Genomic DNA, 15,968 nt, shown 5'->3' with positions numbered 1-15,968 from the left:
TCGTTCGGTATTCATGGATTCCTCCTCGATATATCTCATGACACTAACGATATATCGCTAGTGTCACGAATGCAAGCCCCCTATCCCGCTGCGGCGGGCTTCACTTTGCCCCTGGGGCAGGGTGTTGACTGGCGGCATGGAGGGGACCAAGGACGAGTTGACGATCAGCGAGTTCGGTCGGCGGGCCGGACTGTCGCACAAGGCCTTGCGGCTGTACGACGTGTCGGGGTTGTTGCCGCCGGCCCGAGTGGATCCGGTGAACGGCTACCGCCTGTACTCCGCGGACCAGTTGGAGCGGGCTCGCCGGATCAGCGTGATGCGGCAGCTCGACATGCCGCTGAGCACGATCGCCGAAGTACTCACCGGGACCGACGAGGAAGCGCTGATCCGGCTGGACCGGTGGTGGGCTGCCGAAGAGGCGACCAACGAGGCGCGCAAGGCGACCTTGGCGTACCTGCGGGACCGATTACTGCGCTCCGCTACTCCGGGTCTGCCGCGGCGGCCCGTGCTTACGCGCGAAGTACCGGAGACCAAGGTGGCGTCGATCCGGGCCGAGGCGGACCAGCAGTCGCTGATCGGCGTGATCGTGTCTTCGACTATCGAGATCCGCGCGCATCTGACCCAGGCAGGCGCAGGCCTGCCGGGAGGCTCGTGGGTGATCTACCACGGCGCGGTGACTCCGGAGAGCGAGGCGACGGTCGAGGTCTGCGTTCCGTTCGAGGGACTCGTCGATCCGGCCGGACCGATCGCGATCCGGGTGGAGCCGCCGCACACCGAGGCCTACTGCACGATCAGCAAGGACGAGTGCGCGTATCCGCGCATCATGCTCGCCTACGACCTCCTCGAGGACTGGCTCCGGCGTTCCCGACTCCCGACGGCCGGCGCGGTCCGCGAGATCTACCACCGCGACTTCCAGTACATCGCCGGACCGGACCCGGCCGTCGACATCGCCCAACCGATCGAAGGAAGAAGATGAACCACGCCGACCCGATCACGTACGCCGTCCAGTCGCGCTACAGCGACCCCGGTGTCCATGCCGCACTGTTCGACGACCTTCCGTCGGAGATTCCGCAGCTGACCGAGGTGGTCCGGAACCTGCTGATCCACTACCGAGGCGGAGGCATTGAGTTCACCGGTGACCGGCTGGAGGAGATCAACCACCGCTGGATCGACGCGATGCTCGCGACGGACCAGCGGCGCAACGGGACCCCGTTGGCAACTCTCCGGGAACCGGCCGACCGGGTCGCGGGGTGCTGCCGCGACTACGCCCTGCTGACCGTCTCCGCCCTGCGCCACAAGGGGATCCCCGCTCGCAGCCGGATCGGCTTCGCGTCGTACTTCGTGCCCGGCTTCAACCACGACCATGTGGTCGTGGAGTACTGGAACGGCGAGCGGTGGGTGATGGTGGATCCGCAGGTCGAGCCGGCTGAGCACTGGGGCTTCGACGTCCAGGACATGCCGGCCGGGCGGTTCCGGTCGGCCGCGGAGGTTTGGCTGGGGTTCCGGTCGGGCGCGCTGGATGGCGACCTGTACGGCGTGGATCCGTCGCTGCCGTTGCGCGGTGGGTGGTTCATCCGCGACTACGTGTTCCTCCAGTTGGCTCACCTGCAGCGCGACGAGTTGTTGCTGTGGGACGGGTTCGGCGGGATGGCCGACGACCTGGAGATGGACCTCGGACCAACTGATGAGATCGCCGCGCTGCTGGTTGCCTCAGACAACGGTGACGAGGCCGCGACCACGAAGCTTGCCGAGCTCTACCGCGACGACCCCGAACTGCACCCGGGCGACCGGATCCTGGTCCACTCCCCCTCCGGGACCGCGCCGTACCGGATCGACCTCACTACCCGTCAGAAGGTCAACGCCCAGGGCGAGTAGATGGCCAGTCGAGGATCAGCCGTGGGCGGCGTACCGAAGGACAGGTAGTGCATGTCCGTACGCCGTACGCGGGCGCGCAGGTTGCGCTCGGGTGCACTCGGTGGTTGCCCCGTACTACTTGTTCTTCGGTACGCCGGCGTCCGTTGAGGCCGTCGACCTGTGGTTCAACCCTGTTGCTGAGCGCGCTGGTGGCTCTGCGACCCAGCGTCGAGCGTCAACCTGCAGTGGCCGTCTTCGCAGGTGCGCTTCAGGCGACCTCTCGAGATGGTCTGGAGGAGGCCGATCATCCAGCAGGTCGGGCAACCCCGCAGCGCGAGTAGACCGATCGGTGCCAGTACCAAGGAGACCAAGCCGACAGTCGGGATGAGCGCGACCGACCCGGCCAGGGCTCCGAAGCCGACGGCGCCTCGCAGGAGGTGACGAGGCAACGTCGTACTGGCGAAGTCAGCCATGAGATTCCTCCAGGAGGGAGTGGACCGCAGTACGGGCGCGGTGAAGGCGCGACTTCATTGCGGCCGTACTGAGGCCGAGTGCGTCGGCCACCATGCGGCCGGAATAGCCCTGGACGTCCCGCAGCACCAGGACGCGTCGCTGGTCGGCCGGCAGGGCCGCGATGGCCTCTGCCACCCGCTCGACCTCCAAACGGTGCAGCACGTCCTCCTCGGCGGACCGTGTGGCCGGCTCGGCGATCGGCTCGTGCCGCCGCAGCATCAGCCGGGATCGGCGGATGCACTCGTTGCGGACGATCCGGAACATCCACGAAGCCAGCGCCCCGGACGCGCGCAGCGTCCCGATCTTGCGGTAGAGGATGATCACCGCCTCCTGGGCCGCATCCTCGGCGTCCTCGGGGGTGGCGCACAGCGAGCGAGCGAAGCGCCGGACGTGGGGATGAGAGCTGGACACCAGCGCGCTGATCGAGCCGACGTCGCCACCCTGGGCGGCAACCACGAGATCCTCGTCCGGCCAGCGTGCCTCAGCCACGCGAGCTCCCCCGCTTCCGTAGCACGGTGACGGTGCACGCGCAGATGAGCAAGGCCGCACCGATGGCGATGGCGGCAAGAGTCATGATCGGACCTCCGGTTCCTGTCCCGGCGGATTGCCGGCTCCTGGATAAGAGGCACGCAGGCAGCCAAAGGATTCAGAGAAAGGTCGGGCCCCGCCTGGTGAGGTAGGCGGGGCCCGGCGTTGTTCAGTGACTTAGAACTCGGAGCCTGCTGGCAGGTCCGGGGTTTCCGGGTCTTCGGGGTCGGACGGGCCGGCCGCCAGGCCGAGTTCGGCCGGGCTGGCGAGCATGTCGTGCTTCGGGAGCACTCGCACGGTGTAGCCGAACGGACCGGTGCGGTCGAGCTTGAGTTCGCCCTCATACCGGTGACGGTTGCCCTCGTACGTCTCGGCGAGGGACAGCGACACCCGGACGGGATCGGTGATCTCGTCCTCGGAGTTCACCCGGCCGTGCAGTGCCTCCACGTCGATGTCGGCGGCGGTCAGCTCGCCCAGCGAGACGAACGCGCGGATGCCGACCGTCGTGCCGAGTTGCGGTACGTCGCCGAGGCCCTGCAGTTCCACGTGGTCGACGCGGATCTGCGGCCAGGCGGCGCGGACGCGCTTCTTCCACGCGGCCAGCTCGCGCGCACCCTCGTACGTCGAGTTGAGCCGGCGGGAGGAGTGCGCGGCCGGTACGTACAGCTGCTGCACGTAGTCGCGGACCATCCGGGTGGCGAGCACCTTCGGGCCGAGCTCCTTGATGGTGTGCCGGAGCATCTCGATCCAGCGGCCCGGGACCTCGCCGTCGTAGAAGCGCGGCGCGACCTGCTTCTCGATCAGGTCGTACAGCGCGTGCGCCTCGAGGTCGTCGCGGCGGTCGGTGTCCTCGATCCCCTCGGCCGACGGGATCGCCCAGCCGAACTCGTCGTCGTACCACTCGTCCCACCAGCCGTCGCGGATGGACAGGTTGAGCGCGCCGTTCAGCGCCGCCTTCATGCCGGACGTGCCGCAGGCCTCGTACGGGCGGAGCGGGTTGTTCAGCCAGACGTCGCAGCCCGGGTACATCGGCTGCGCCAGCGCGATGTCGTAGTCGGGCACGAAGACGATGCGGTGCCGGACCTCCGGGTCGTCGGCGAACCGGACCATCTCCTGGATCAGCTTCTTGCCGCCCTCGTCGGCCGGGTGCGCCTTGCCGGCGATGACGATCTGGACCGGCCGGGTCGGGTGCAGCAGCAGCGCCTTCAGCCGGGCCGGGTCACGCAGCATCAGGGTCAGCCGCTTGTACGACGGGACGCGGCGGGCGAATCCCATCGTCAGCACGTCCGGGTCGAGGATCGAGTCGACCCAGCCGAGCTCCGCCTCGCTCGCGCCGCGGTTCACCCAGGAGGCGCGGACGCGAGCGCGGGTGTCGTCGATGAAGCGCTGCCGCAGCATCCGCTTCGTCTCCCACAGGGCCGCGTCGGTGGTCTTGTCCAGACCCTCGAACATGCCCTCGGAGTCGCCTTCGTCGGCGGCCGCGTAGGTCAGGTTCGAGATCTCGCGCGCCACCCAGGTGGGGGCGTGCACGCCGTTGGTGATCGAGGTGATCGGCACGTCGGACGGGTCGAAGCTCGGCCACAGTCCGGCGAACATGCCGCGGCTGACGACGCCGTGCAGCTTGGAAACGCCATTCGCCCTCTGAGCCAGGCGGAGGCCCATGATCGCCATGTTGAAGACGCCGGGGTCGCCGCCTTCGAAGTCCTCGGCGCCGAGCGCGAGGATCCGGTCGATCGGTACACCGTCGCCGAACGCGTCGGCGGAGAAGTGCTGCTGGATCAGCTCGACCGGGAAGCGGTCGATACCGGCCGGGACCGGCGTGTGGGTGGTGAAGACGGTGCCGCCGCGGGCCACCTCGAGCGCGGTGTCGAAGTCGAGGCCCTGGTCGTGGGCGAGCTCGCGGATCCGCTCGATGCCGAGGAAGCCGGCGTGGCCCTCGTTGGTGTGGAACACCTCGGGCGCCGCGTGGCCGGTGACCCGGCAGTACTCGCGGACCGCCCGGACGCCGCCGACACCCAGCAGCAGTTCCTGGAGCATCCGGTGCTCGGTCGTCCCGCCGTACAGGCGGTCGGTGACCTCGCGCTCGGCGGGCTCGTTGTCCTCCATGTCGGCGTCGAGCATCAGCAGCGGCACCCGGCCGACCTGCGCGACCCAGATCTGGGCGCACAGCTTGCGGCCGCCCGGCAGCGTCACGTTGATGCTGGCCGGGGTGTCACCGTCGCGGAGCAGGCTGATCGGCAGCCCGTCGGGATCCACCAGCGGGTAGCGCTCCTGCTGCCAGCCCTCGCGGTTCAGCGACTGGCCGAAGTAGCCGTGCCGGTAGAGGAGGCCGACGCCGATCAGCGGGACACCCAGGTCACTCGCTGCCTTCAGGTGGTCACCCGCCAGGATGCCGAGACCACCGGAGTACTGCGGCAGTACGTGGGTGATGCCGAACTCCGGGGAGAAGTAGGCCACCGAGCTGACCGGCGAACCAGCCTCGGCTTGGAACCACCGGTCGTCGGTGACATAGCCGGTCAGGTCGGCTACAGCCAGCTCCAGACGGCGGAGGAAGGCGTGGTCGTTTGCCAGCTCGTCGAGCCGGGCCGCCGGGACCTCGCCGAGAAGCCTGACCGGGTCACCGCCGGTGCTGCGCCAGAGCTGGGGGTCTACAGCCTCGAAGACGTCTTGTGTCTCGGGGTGCCAGACCCAGCGCAGGTTGTTCACCAGGGTGCCGAGACCGGTCAGCGGCTCGGGCAGGACAGGGCGGACGGAGAATCGTCGTATCGCTCGCACCGGGACACCGTACCGGCCGATGGACCCGAACTCACCCTCGGGCTGCATCGATTTTGCAACGCGAGCAAGAACTTGCAGCCCCTGTTCCGCAGTGTGGACCGGAGAGCCCGGCCCACAAGACCCGGTACGCCGGAACGAGGACCCGAGCAAGCAAGGGTGTGCATGGCCCCGCGAACCGTTGGGAACCGATAACGTCAGTGCTGTACAACTCCCGTGTCAACCACCGCGAGTCGGAAAGCGAAGGTTCGTTTACTCCATGACTGGGCGCATCCCGATCACCGACGTCACCCCGACCGTCGACGCCGGCGCGTATCCGGCCAAGTCGTCGGTGGGCGAGACGTTCACCATCGCGGCCACGGTGTTCCGCGAAGGCCATGACGCGGTGAACGCGAACGTCGTACTGACGTCGCCGACGGGCCAGACCAGACGGATGCTGATGACCCCGGTGGGCCAGGGCTCCGACCGCTGGACGGTCGACGTCACCCTGCAGGAGCAGGGCGCGTGGACCTTCGCGATCGAGGGCTGGAGCGACCCGTACGGGACGTGGCGGCACAACGCGGAGATCAAGATCCCGGCCGGGATCGACGTGGACCTGATGTTCGCCGAGGGCGCCGCCTTCTTCGACCGTGCCGCGGCCGGCGTACCACCCGCGGTCCGCGTCGACCGCAGTACGTTGAGCGACGCCGCGCAGGCGCTCGCCAACCCGGCGCTGCCGCCCGAGGCCCGGCTGGCCGCGGGGATCTCGCCGCAGGTCCGCTCCGCGCTCGGGCGTTACCCGGTGCGCGAGTTGATCACCTCGTCCGAGACGTACCCCGTCTGGGTGGACCGGCGGCTCGCGCTGTACGGCAGTTGGTACGAGTTCTTCCCGCGCTCCGAGGGCGCGACGTACGACGAAGAGAAGCAGGAGTGGAACTCCGGCACCTTCCGTACTGCGGCCCAGCGGCTCGACGCGGTCGCCGCGATGGGGTTCGACGTGCTCTACGTGCCGCCGGTCCACCCGATCGGCCAGTCGTACCGCAAGGGCCCGAACAACACCCTCGACCCGAAGCCGGGTGACCCCGGATCGCCGTGGGCGATCGGTTCCTCGGAAGGTGGGCACGACGCGATCCACCCGGAGCTCGGCACCTTCGAGGACTTCGACTACTTCGTCAACCGGGCCCGCGAGCTCGGGCTCGAGGTCGCGATCGACCTGGCCCTGCAGGCCTCGCCGGACCACCCGTGGGTGACCGAGCACCCGAAGTGGTTCTCGGTCCGCGCCGACGGGTCGATCGCCTACGCGGAGAACCCGCCGAAGAAGTACCAGGACATCTACCCGATCAACTTCGACAACGATCCCGAAGGCATCTACGCCGAGGTACTGCGGATCGTGAAGCTGTGGATCTCGCACGGCGTCACCGTGTTCCGGGTCGACAACCCGCACACCAAGCCGGTGAACTTCTGGGAGTGGCTGCTCGGCGAGGTCCGCAAGACCGACCCGGACGTGGTCTTCCTGTCCGAGGCGTTCACCCGGCGGCCGATGATGCGCGAGCTCGCGAAGGTCGGGTTCCACCAGTCGTACACGTACTTCACCTGGCGCAACGAGAAGTGGGAACTGGAGGAGTACCTGCAGGAGTTGACCAAGGAGACCGGCCACTTCCTGCGGCCGAACTTCTTCGTGAACACGCCGGACATCCTCACGGCCTACCTGCAGTACGGCGGTCCGGGCGCGTTCAAGATCCGCGCCGCGATCGCCGCGACGGCGTCCCCGGCGTGGGGTGTGTACGCGGGCTTCGAGCTGTTCGAGCACGTCGCGCTGCGGCCGGGCTCCGAGGAGTACCTGGACACCGAGAAGTTCCAGCTCCGCCCGCGCGACTGGGACGCCGCGGCGGCCGAGAACCGCACCCTCGCGCCGTACCTGACGCTGCTGAACAGCATCCGCCGCCGGCACCCCGCGCTCCAGCAACTGCGCAATCTCAGTCTGCACAGCGTGGACGACGAGGCGATCATGTGCTTCTCGAAGCGGGTCACCGGTCCCGACGGGCACAGCGACACCGTCATCGTGGTGGTCAACACCGACCCGCACTCGGTCCGCGAGTCGCTGGTCCACCTCGACATGGCGGCGCTCGGCATGCGCCCCGAAGACACCTTCACCGTGTACGACGAGATCACCGGCGCGACTTGGCGCTGGGGCCAGCAGAACTACGTCAAGCTCGACCCCAACGGCGATCCCGCCCACATCCTCGCCGTACGCCGCGGCCAGGCCTGATCACCCTGACATCATCGCCTTCACACGAAAGAACTGGGGGCGATGATGTCGGTACTAGAACGCGTATCTCCGGAGGTCCGCCGCATGACGGGGTGGATGCTGCCGGCGGCCATCGGTTTCGTGCTGTCGGGGATCGTCCCGGGCACGGAGACGCAGATCAGCCAGTCGGAGCGGCTCGGCTCGGGCCTCCTCGCCTTGGCAGGGACCCTGGCTGGTGTGCTCTGGCAGTGGTACAGCCCCCGCGATCTCGCCGAGCGGCTCGCCTATCCGGCCGGGGTGACGATCCTGCTGGCAGTGGTCTTCATGGTGCCCGGCGGCGAGTTGACGCAGCACGGCCCGGCCTACGCGTACTGGTTCCCGGTCGGGTCGATAGCCGGTCTCGTGCTGACGACCCGCTGGCAACAACTGCGCGCCGAGGACTAGAGCGGCACGGTCTCCGGGTACTTCAAGCCGGTTCCGGTGTTGAGGGCAACGACCTGGTCGTCGGCCTTGATCCAGCCGGACTCGCGCAACTGCTGGACGGCGGCGAAGTTGGCGGCGCCTTCCGGGCAGATGAACGAGCCTTCGAGCTCGGCCACTCGCCGTTGGGCGGCGAGGATGTCGTCGTCCTCGATCGCGATCGCGCAGCCGTCGGTCTCCTTGATCGCCTGCAGGACGAGGAAGTCGCCGAGGGCCTTCGGCACGGTGATGCCGAAGGCAACGGTCTTCGCGTCCGGCCAGGCTTCGCTCTCCGGCAGGCCCTTCTCCCAAGCCTGCACGATCGGCGCGCACCCGGTCGCCTGTACTGCGACCAGCCGCGGCATCGGCCCCTCGACCCAGCCGAGCTCGGCGAGCTCCGCCAGGGCCTTCCAGATCCCGATCAGCCCGACACCACCGCCGGTCGGGTAGAGGATCACGTCCGGCAGCTTCCAGCCGAGCTGCTCCGCGATCTCCAGCCCCATCGTCTTCTTGCCCTCGATCCGGTAGGGCTCCTTCAGCGTCGACACGTCCTGATAGCCCTCGCGGGTGGCGAGCTGCTCGCGCACCCACGCCCCGGCATCACCGATCAGCCCGTCGATCAGCTTCAGCTCGGCGCCGACCACCTTCACCTCGCGCCGGCAGATCTCCGGCGCCGCGATCGGCATCGCGATCAGCGCCTCCATCCCGGCCCGCGCCGCGTACGTCGCCCACGCGGACCCGGCGTTCCCGTTGGTCGGCATCGCGATCTTCCGTACGCCGACCTCCCGCGCCCGGGACACCCCGACGGCAGCCCCGCGCGCCTTGAACGTGCCGGTCGGGATCAACCCCTCGTCCTTCATCAGCAGCCCGTCCACGCCGAGCTCCCGCCCGTACTGCGGTACTGCGAGCAGCGGGGTCATCCCCTCCCCCAGGCTGATCACGTTCTCCGGCGAGCGCACCGGGAGCAGTTCGTGGTACCGCCAGAGGTCGGGTGGTCGCGCGGCCACGTCGTCCTTGCTCAGCCCGTCCCGCACCTCGTCGAGGTCGTACCGGACGAGCAGCGGCGATCCGCACGAGCACAGGCCGATCACCTGATCCGCGGAATGGGTGAGGCCGCACTTGGGACATTCGAGGTGACTCATAGCCGAGAAGCGCACAAGCCCAGAGGCTACTCCGCCGCTCGCGACTCAGCAGGTCGATCTCATGTCAGAGCACGGACAGCAGCTTGCGCAGGGTCTCCCGCGCGGCATCGAGCTCGGCGACCGTGACCCCTGCCCGGGCGAGCCGCTGGGAACGGTCGACATCCGAGGCAATCACGATCTTCCGCAGCGTCTCGCGCCCTTCCGTGGTCAACGCGAGCAGCGGCGATCGCTGATGGTCAGGATTGCCCGAACGCTTGACTACCCCCTCGTCGACCAACTCATCGGCCACCCGCTGCACGCTCTGCCGGGTCAGCCCGAGCCGCCGCGCGATCGCGGGCACGGTGAACGCCTGGTCCGACAGCACGCTCATCACATGCCAGCGGGCCACCGTCTGACCCTGTTCGGACGCGATCTGCTCACTGCTCCCCCGCGACACGCCCGCCAGCTCGTACACATCGGCCACCAGCAGGCGGTAACTCTCAGCCCTTGTCACCTTGACAGCCTACTGTCAAGGCGACTTCACCCCGCGCGGAGGCCGCTGATCGAGGTGCGCTGGTGGGACGTGGTGGACGGACGCTGATGGTCGGTGAGGCGGAAGCCCGTACCGCGGACCGCGTCGATCGTGACGGTGGTGCCCAGCTCGTCGAGCTTGCGACGTACTCGCTTCACCAGCGAGTGCACGTCTGCCGTGCCCTGCAGGTGCCGGTTGCGCCAAACGGCCTGGTGCAGCGCCTCGTACGTCCACACCCTCAACGGCTCCGTGATCAACCGGGTGAGCAGATCGTGCTCGAGATCGGTCAACGGCACCTCCCGCTCCCGCCACTGCGCGACCGACCGGGCCGAGTCGATCGTCAGGACGTCGGCATCCCGGTCACCGCGATCCGTACGCCGGTCCGGCACCTTCCTGGCGACAGGTTCGTCGACTGCCTCCGGCTCCGGGGGCTCCGGCTGCTCAGGTGGTGCCGGCGGCGGCTGTTGCGCGGGCGTGAGCAGTCTGCGGAGTTCGTCCAGGCTGGAGACGAGCAGCAGCGGCGCGACATCGTCGACGAGTTCCGCGAGCCGGACCCGCTCCTCCATGGACGCTGCCACCGCGATCAGCAGTGGGAACGGCTCCTGGGCGGATCCGGTCAGATCGAGGGCGCCGGCGGTCTGGGCGGGGACACGGGCGGTGACCATCTGATTACGATGTCAAGCATTGCCTCAAATCGTCAACGCATTGACAAACAATGGCGAAACCTTGCTCACAAGCAAGGGACTGCTAGTGACATCTTGCTCACCAAGTGTGCTTGTTCCGCTCCGCATCTGACACATAAGGTCCACGTCAGGCTCTCGGCGTAACACGTCGCGACCTGGGGGGCACGGAGCGTTCGCAGAACCGGTTCACCATCTCTACCTGCGAAGCCCTGCACCTCTGCACCAATGACTCGGGGGAGTCGACTCGGGGTCGTACAAGTGAGGGGCTGCAGAGATGTCACATCAACGAAGAAGGGGACTCGCCAGATCACTGGTGAGTGCTCTGGCGGCGGTGGCCGTCGTCACCACCGGGCTGGCCGCGGCCGGCCAGGCCCAGGCGGCACCACCCACCAAGCCCGGCGGAACGCCCGCGCCGGCCTCCAAGATCAAGCCGGACGTGCTGTCGAAGCTGGAGGGCAAGGACGCCAAGGAGGCGACGGACTACTGGGTCCGCTTCACCGCCAAGGCCGACCTGTCCAAGGCCAGCACGATCACGGACTGGAACCAGCGCGGTACCGCGGTCGCCGCGGCGCTGCGCAAGACCGCTGCCGAGAGCCAGGCGAAGGTACGCGCCGAGCTCGACGCGTCGAAGGTGAAGTACCAGGCCTTCTGGGGCACCAACGCGATCCGCGTCTCGAGCGGCACGCTGGCCACGGCGCAGAGCCTGGCCACGCACGCCGAGGTCGAGGGCATCTACAACCCGGTGGCCCTGGAGGTCCCGAAGGTCACCGAGGGCAAGACCGAGCGCGAGGTCAACGCGCTCGAGTGGGGCATCGCGAACATCAACGCCGATGACGTCTGGAGCCAGTACGGCGACAGGGGCGCCGGCATCGTCATCGCGAACATCGACACCGGTGTCCAGTACGACCACCCGGCGCTGGTGAACCAGTACCGCGGCAACAACGGTGACGGCACGTTCGACCACAACTACAACTGGTTCGACGCGGCCGGCACCTGTGGTTCGGCACCGTGTGACACCAACGGCCACGGCACCCACACGATGGGCACCATGGCCGGTGACGACGGTGCGAGCAACCAGATCGGCGTCGCGCCGGCGGTCAAGTGGATCGCAGCCAACGGGTGCTGCCCGTCGGACGCCGCGCTGATCAACTCCGGTCAGTGGATGCTCGAGCCGACCGACCTCGCCGGGCAGAACCCGGACGCGAGCAAGCGGCCGAACATCATCAACAACTCGTGGGGTACCACGCTGCCCTCCAACGAGCCGTTCATGGAGGACATCACCAACGCGTGGACCGCGTCCGGCATCTTCGGTGCCTGGTCCAACGGCAACAGCGGTTCGGCCTGCCAGACGAGCGGTTCGCCGGGCAGCCTGGTGAGCAACTACTCCGCCGGTGCCTACGACATCAACAACAACATCGCCTCCTTCTCCGCCCGCGGTGTGGGCCAGAACGGCGAGACCAAGCCGAACATCTCGGCCCCGGGCGTGAACGTGCGCTCGAGCGTTCCGGGTAACGGCTATGCCAGCTTCAACGGCACCTCGATGGCCTCGCCGCACATGGCGGGCACCGTCGCGCTGCTGTGGTCGGCCGCTCCCGGCCTGAAGGGCGACGTCGCGGCCACCCGCGCGCTGCTCGACGGTTCGGCCGTCGACAAGGCGGACACCCAGTGCGGTGGCACCACCGACGACAACAACGTCTACGGTGAAGGCCGGCTCGACGCACTGGCACTGCTGAACGCCGCTCCGATCGGTGACACCGGCACGCTGGCCGGTACCGTCACCGCCACAGGTGGCGCCGCCATTCCGGGTGCGTCCGTGACCGTCACCCAGGCGGGCACGCCGGACCGTACCCTCACCACCGGTGCGAACGGCACCTTCTCGTCGGTCCTCCCGGCCGGCGACTACAACCTCGCGGTGGCCGCCTTCGGCTACGTCGGCCAGACCGGCACCGCGACCATCACCGCCAACGCGACCACGACGAAGAACTTCACCCTGGCGTCCGCGCCGACGGTGAACGTCGGTGGCACCGTCACGGACGGCTCCGGCCACGGCTGGCCGCTGTACGCGAAGGTGAGCGTCGAGGGCCCGGGTGGCGTGTTCGACTACACCACCCCGACCAACGGCCGGTACACCCTGAAGGTGCCGTCCAGCGCGTCGTACTCCCTCAAGATCGAGTCCCAGCTGCCCGGCTACCAGACCGTCAGCCAGCCGATCACGGTGGGCACGGGCAACCTGACCAAGAACGTCGCGGTCGGAGTCCGTACCGACGCGTGCACCACGGCGCCGGGGTACAAGTGGGGTTCCGACGGCGTCTACGAGACGTTCGACACCAAGGCCGCCCCGAGTGGCTGGACCGTCGTGGACAACAAGAACAACGGCCAGGTCTGGAAGTTCGAGGACGTCGCCAACCGCGGCAACCTGACCGGCGGGTCCGGCGGTTTCGCGATCGTCGACAGCGACCGGTACGGTGCCGGCCAGCAGCAGGACACCTCGCTGGTCAGCCCGGTGGTCGACCTGACCGCGGTCACCGCTCCGGTGGTCAAGTTCAACCAGGAGCTCAACTGGCTCGGCGGCGAGAAGGCCGATGTCGACCTGTCGATCGACGGTGGCGCCACCTGGGCCAACCTGACCTCACAGGTCGCTGACCTCCGCGGGGTCAAGGAGATCGCCATCCCGCAGGCGGCCGGTCAGTCGGCCGTGCAGGTCCGCTTCCACTACTACGACGCCTCGTACGAGTGGTGGTGGGAGGTCGACAACGTCCTGATCGGCAGCCAGGTCAACTGTGAGCCGGTCGGCGGCGGTCTGGTCGTCGGCAACGTGAAGGACGCCAACACCGGCGGTTTCGTGAACGGCGCCGTCGTCACCCGTGACGACAAGCCGGCCGAGACCGCGACCACCGTCGCGACGCCCGAGGACACCGGGCTGGCCGACGGCTTCTACTGGCTGTACTCCTCGGACTCCGGCGAGCACGGCTTCACCAGCAAGGCGGGTAACTACGTCTCCTCGACGCAGAACGTCAACGTCGAGGCCGACTGGGTCACCCAAGCCGACTTCAGCCTCGCGGCCGGCCGGCTCTCGGTCACCCCGGGGTCGATCGAGGCCAACCTGAAGCTGCCCGGTGGCAAGGTCACCAAGTCGGTCACCGTCAAGAACACCGGTGGAGCGCCGGTGGACGTGAAGTTCGGTGAGCGCGACGGCGGCTTCGAGATCGAGAACGCCGACGGCAGCACGACCACCAAGTCCGAGGTCTTCAACAGCACCGGCGCACCGCTGCAGCGGCTGCAGGTGCCGACCTCGTTCGCCAACATGCTGTCGGGCAAGACCTCCGTCCCGACGGCGGCGGCCAAGCCGATGGCGGCTCCGTGGACGGACATCGCCGACTACCCGGCGACCGTGATGGACAACCGGGTCGTCAACCTCGACGGCAAGGTCTACTCGATCGCCGGTGGCAACGGCAGCGCTTCCACTGCCAACAGCTACGTCTACGACCCGGCCACCCTGGCCTGGACCGCGATCGCCCCGCTTCCGGGCGCCCGTAACGCCGTCACCGTCGGCGCCGTGGGTGGCAAGATCATCGCCAGCTCCGGCTGGGGAGCCGCTGGTCCGGACGCAGGCACCTGGGCCTACGACCCGGCGACCAACGCCTGGTCCGCGGCAGCCAACAACCCGGCGCCGCGTGCGGCCGCCGGCCAGGCTGTCCTGGACGGCAAGCTGTACGCCGTCGGCGGCTGCACCACCTCCGGCTGCACCCCGATGTCCAACTCCGTGGTCGCTTACGACACGGCGTCGAACACCTGGGCCACGCTGGCGAACTACCCGAAGTCGGTTGCGTTCGCCTCCTGTGGCGCGATCGACGGACTGGTGTACTGCTCCGGTGGTAACGACGGCGCGGCCGCGCAGAAGTCCGGCTACGTCTACGACCCGAGCAGCAACTCCTGGTCCGCCATCGCCGACGCCCCGGCTGACCACTGGGCGGCGTCCTTCGCCGTCGCCAGTGGCAAGCTGCTGGTCGTCGGTGGTGTCCAGGCCGGCGCCGTCACCAACGCCGGCTTCGCCTTCGACCCGGCCGCCGGTACCTGGGCGGCTCTGCCGAACGCCAACATGCCGCGGTACCGCGGTGCGGCGGCGTGTGGCTTCTACAAGGTCGGTGGCTCCTCCGGCGGCTTCACCGCGACCGTGGACAGTGAGGCTCTGCCGGGCCTCGAGGACTGTGCCGAGTCGTCGGCGGACGTCAGCTGGCTGACGATCGACAAGACCGAGGCCACCCTGGCCCCGGGCGAGTCGGTCATCCTGAAGGTGGGCCTGTCGGCCAACGTCGACCAGCCGGGTACCTACACCGGTTCGGTCACCGTCGGCGAGAACACGCCGTACGCGGTCAACCCGGTGGACGTGAAGATGAACGTCACGCCGCCGAACACCTGGAGCAAGCTCATGGGCACGGTCACCGGGGTAGCCACCTCCGGCGCGACCGCTCCGCTCCCGGGCGCCATCGTCCAGGTCGACTCCTGGGCGCAGTCGTACACCTTCATCACCGAATCCGACGGCACCTACGCCTACTGGCTGGACCGTCGCAACAACCCGCTCACCCTGATCGCCGCAAAGGACGGCTACAAGCCGCAAACCCGCGTGACGAGACTCGTCGCAGGTGAGCCGGCCGTGGAGGACTTCGCTCTGAAGTCCATCAAGTAACCACGACCTAGCCGCACCAAGCCGGCCCCGGACAGAACCCTCTGTCCGGGGCCGGCCCGCGTACTACGTCCCCGCGCGCCTGCTCCGCCGCCCGCGCCGCGACCGCAGGTGATCCCCCGCAGCACCCATCCCCGGTGAGTGAATGTCTACCGGGGCTGTAGGTGGGGGTGGTCCAGGATCAGGGCGGCCGTGTCCGCGTCTACGGACAGGCGGGTGGCGATCTGGCGGACCGCCTGCGTCTGGGCGCCGACGGGTTTCAGGAGGTCGATGGGGCCGCGGCAGCGATCGGCGGCGGGCAGCGCTTCAGGAGCCTCAGGCACCACGCTCTGCCAAGGCCTCGGCACCACGGATTCACCCATATACGTCCAACGGCTGTCTACGCCATTCGTCACACACCCCACACCCGCCAGACGCCGCCCGGGTCGCCTGTCTGCAGCCGCCGGGCGATGGCCGGTTTCGGCGGCCACTGGCGCGTTGTTCGCCGGCTAACGGCTTATAGAGCCTGTTGAGAAATGGGCGTGGCGGTGGTGTGGGTAACCGGGTGGGCGTTCGAGTATTGGGTATGGCGAATTCGTATCGGCCGGTTGATCGT

Annotated in this window: 12 protein-coding genes; 5 read left to right on the top strand and 7 right to left on the bottom strand. The window is 68.4% G+C overall.

Features of this window, described 5'->3' with window-relative positions; all coding sequences use genetic code 11:
- Positions 1-136 precede the first annotated feature (136 nt).
- Both EV648_RS30690 and EV648_RS30685 read left to right on the top strand, forming a co-directional pair.
- Positions 137-976, top strand: a complete 840-nt coding sequence (locus EV648_RS30690; protein ID WP_132298628.1) for a MerR family transcriptional regulator — start codon at positions 137-139, stop codon at positions 974-976.
- Positions 973-1,875: a transglutaminase-like domain-containing protein gene (locus EV648_RS30685; RefSeq protein WP_132298627.1), complete on the top strand. Its 903-nt coding sequence runs from the start codon at positions 973-975 to the stop codon at positions 1,873-1,875. Before EV648_RS30690 ends, EV648_RS30685 begins: the two co-directional genes overlap by 4 nt.
- 164 nt (positions 1,876-2,039) lie before the next feature.
- Here the strand turns inward: EV648_RS30685 and EV648_RS30680 are convergent, their stop codons facing one another.
- From EV648_RS30680 to glgP, 3 genes are all read right to left on the bottom strand, one after another.
- Complete coding sequence (locus tag EV648_RS30680) at positions 2,040-2,327, bottom strand: hypothetical protein (RefSeq protein ID WP_132298626.1); 288 nt, start codon at positions 2,325-2,327, stop codon at positions 2,040-2,042.
- On the bottom strand, positions 2,320-2,856 hold the full coding sequence (locus EV648_RS30675) for an RNA polymerase sigma factor (RefSeq protein ID WP_132298625.1): 537 nt from the start codon (positions 2,854-2,856) through the stop codon (positions 2,320-2,322). The genes EV648_RS30680 and EV648_RS30675 overlap by 8 nt, the downstream gene beginning before the upstream one ends.
- A 216-nt stretch (positions 2,857-3,072) precedes the next feature.
- Positions 3,073-5,670 carry an alpha-glucan family phosphorylase gene (gene glgP, locus EV648_RS30670; protein ID WP_132298624.1) on the bottom strand — a complete coding sequence of 866 codons (2,598 nt, stop codon included), beginning with the start codon at positions 5,668-5,670 and terminating at the stop codon, positions 3,073-3,075.
- A gap of 256 nt (positions 5,671-5,926) precedes the next feature.
- Between glgP and EV648_RS30665 the strand changes: the two genes are divergently transcribed.
- Together EV648_RS30665 and EV648_RS30660 are read left to right on the top strand one after the other, a co-directional pair.
- Positions 5,927-7,915, top strand: coding sequence for an alpha-1,4-glucan--maltose-1-phosphate maltosyltransferase (locus tag EV648_RS30665; protein WP_132298623.1), 1,989 nt, complete (start codon positions 5,927-5,929; stop codon positions 7,913-7,915).
- Between the two features lie 84 nt (positions 7,916-7,999).
- Entirely contained in the window at positions 8,000-8,338 is a 339-nt protein-coding gene (locus tag EV648_RS30660) for a hypothetical protein (RefSeq protein ID WP_132298622.1), read from the top strand.
- On the opposite strand, the gene EV648_RS30655 is transcribed toward EV648_RS30660, so the two are convergent.
- From EV648_RS30655 to EV648_RS30645, 3 genes are all read right to left on the bottom strand, one after another.
- The gene (locus EV648_RS30655) at positions 8,335-9,495 is read right to left on the bottom strand and encodes a threonine synthase (RefSeq protein ID WP_199234907.1); all 1,161 of its coding nucleotides are present in this window, start codon (positions 9,493-9,495) and stop codon (positions 8,335-8,337) included. The two genes, EV648_RS30660 and EV648_RS30655, sit on opposite strands and share 4 nt — an antisense overlap.
- Before the next feature lie 64 nt (positions 9,496-9,559).
- Positions 9,560-9,988: a MarR family winged helix-turn-helix transcriptional regulator gene (locus tag EV648_RS30650; RefSeq protein ID WP_241995731.1), complete on the bottom strand. Its 429-nt coding sequence runs from the start codon at positions 9,986-9,988 to the stop codon at positions 9,560-9,562.
- A 26-nt stretch (positions 9,989-10,014) separates the two neighbouring features.
- On the bottom strand, positions 10,015-10,671 hold the full coding sequence (locus EV648_RS30645; protein ID WP_132298620.1) for a winged helix-turn-helix domain-containing protein: 657 nt from the start codon (positions 10,669-10,671) through the stop codon (positions 10,015-10,017).
- A gap of 331 nt (positions 10,672-11,002) precedes the next feature.
- Between EV648_RS30645 and EV648_RS30640 the strand changes: the two genes are divergently transcribed.
- On the top strand, positions 11,003-15,376 hold the full coding sequence (locus EV648_RS30640; protein WP_241995730.1) for a S8 family serine peptidase: 4,374 nt from the start codon (positions 11,003-11,005) through the stop codon (positions 15,374-15,376).
- A 146-nt stretch (positions 15,377-15,522) separates the two neighbouring features.
- Here the strand turns inward: EV648_RS30640 and EV648_RS30635 are convergent, their stop codons facing one another.
- Positions 15,523-15,735 carry a hypothetical protein gene (locus tag EV648_RS30635; protein WP_132298618.1) on the bottom strand — a complete coding sequence of 71 codons (213 nt, stop codon included), beginning with the start codon at positions 15,733-15,735 and terminating at the stop codon, positions 15,523-15,525.
- Positions 15,736-15,968: the final 233 nt, after the last annotated feature.

It is taken from the genome of Kribbella sp. VKM Ac-2568, assembly GCF_004345365.1.
Classification (GTDB): domain Bacteria; phylum Actinomycetota; class Actinomycetes; order Propionibacteriales; family Kribbellaceae; genus Kribbella; species Kribbella orskensis.
This window is presented reverse-complemented; position numbering and strand designations above follow the sequence as displayed.

Coding starts and splice junctions, on each gene's coding strand:
- EV648_RS30665 (WP_132298623.1), top strand. CDS start 5,927: ATGACTGGGCGCATCCCGATCACCGACGTCACCCCGACCGTCGACGCC.
- EV648_RS30680 (WP_132298626.1), bottom strand. CDS start 2,327: ATGGCTGACTTCGCCAGTACGACGTTGCCTCGTCACCTCCTGCGAGGC.
- EV648_RS30655 (WP_199234907.1), bottom strand. CDS start 9,495: ATGAGTCACCTCGAATGTCCCAAGTGCGGCCTCACCCATTCCGCGGAT.
- EV648_RS30635 (WP_132298618.1), bottom strand. CDS start 15,735: ATGGGTGAATCCGTGGTGCCGAGGCCTTGGCAGAGCGTGGTGCCTGAG.
- EV648_RS30660 (WP_132298622.1), top strand. CDS start 8,000: ATGACGGGGTGGATGCTGCCGGCGGCCATCGGTTTCGTGCTGTCGGGG.
- EV648_RS30685 (WP_132298627.1), top strand. CDS start 973: ATGAACCACGCCGACCCGATCACGTACGCCGTCCAGTCGCGCTACAGC.
- EV648_RS30690 (WP_132298628.1), top strand. CDS start 137: ATGGAGGGGACCAAGGACGAGTTGACGATCAGCGAGTTCGGTCGGCGG.
- EV648_RS30645 (WP_132298620.1), bottom strand. CDS start 10,671: ATGGTCACCGCCCGTGTCCCCGCCCAGACCGCCGGCGCCCTCGATCTG.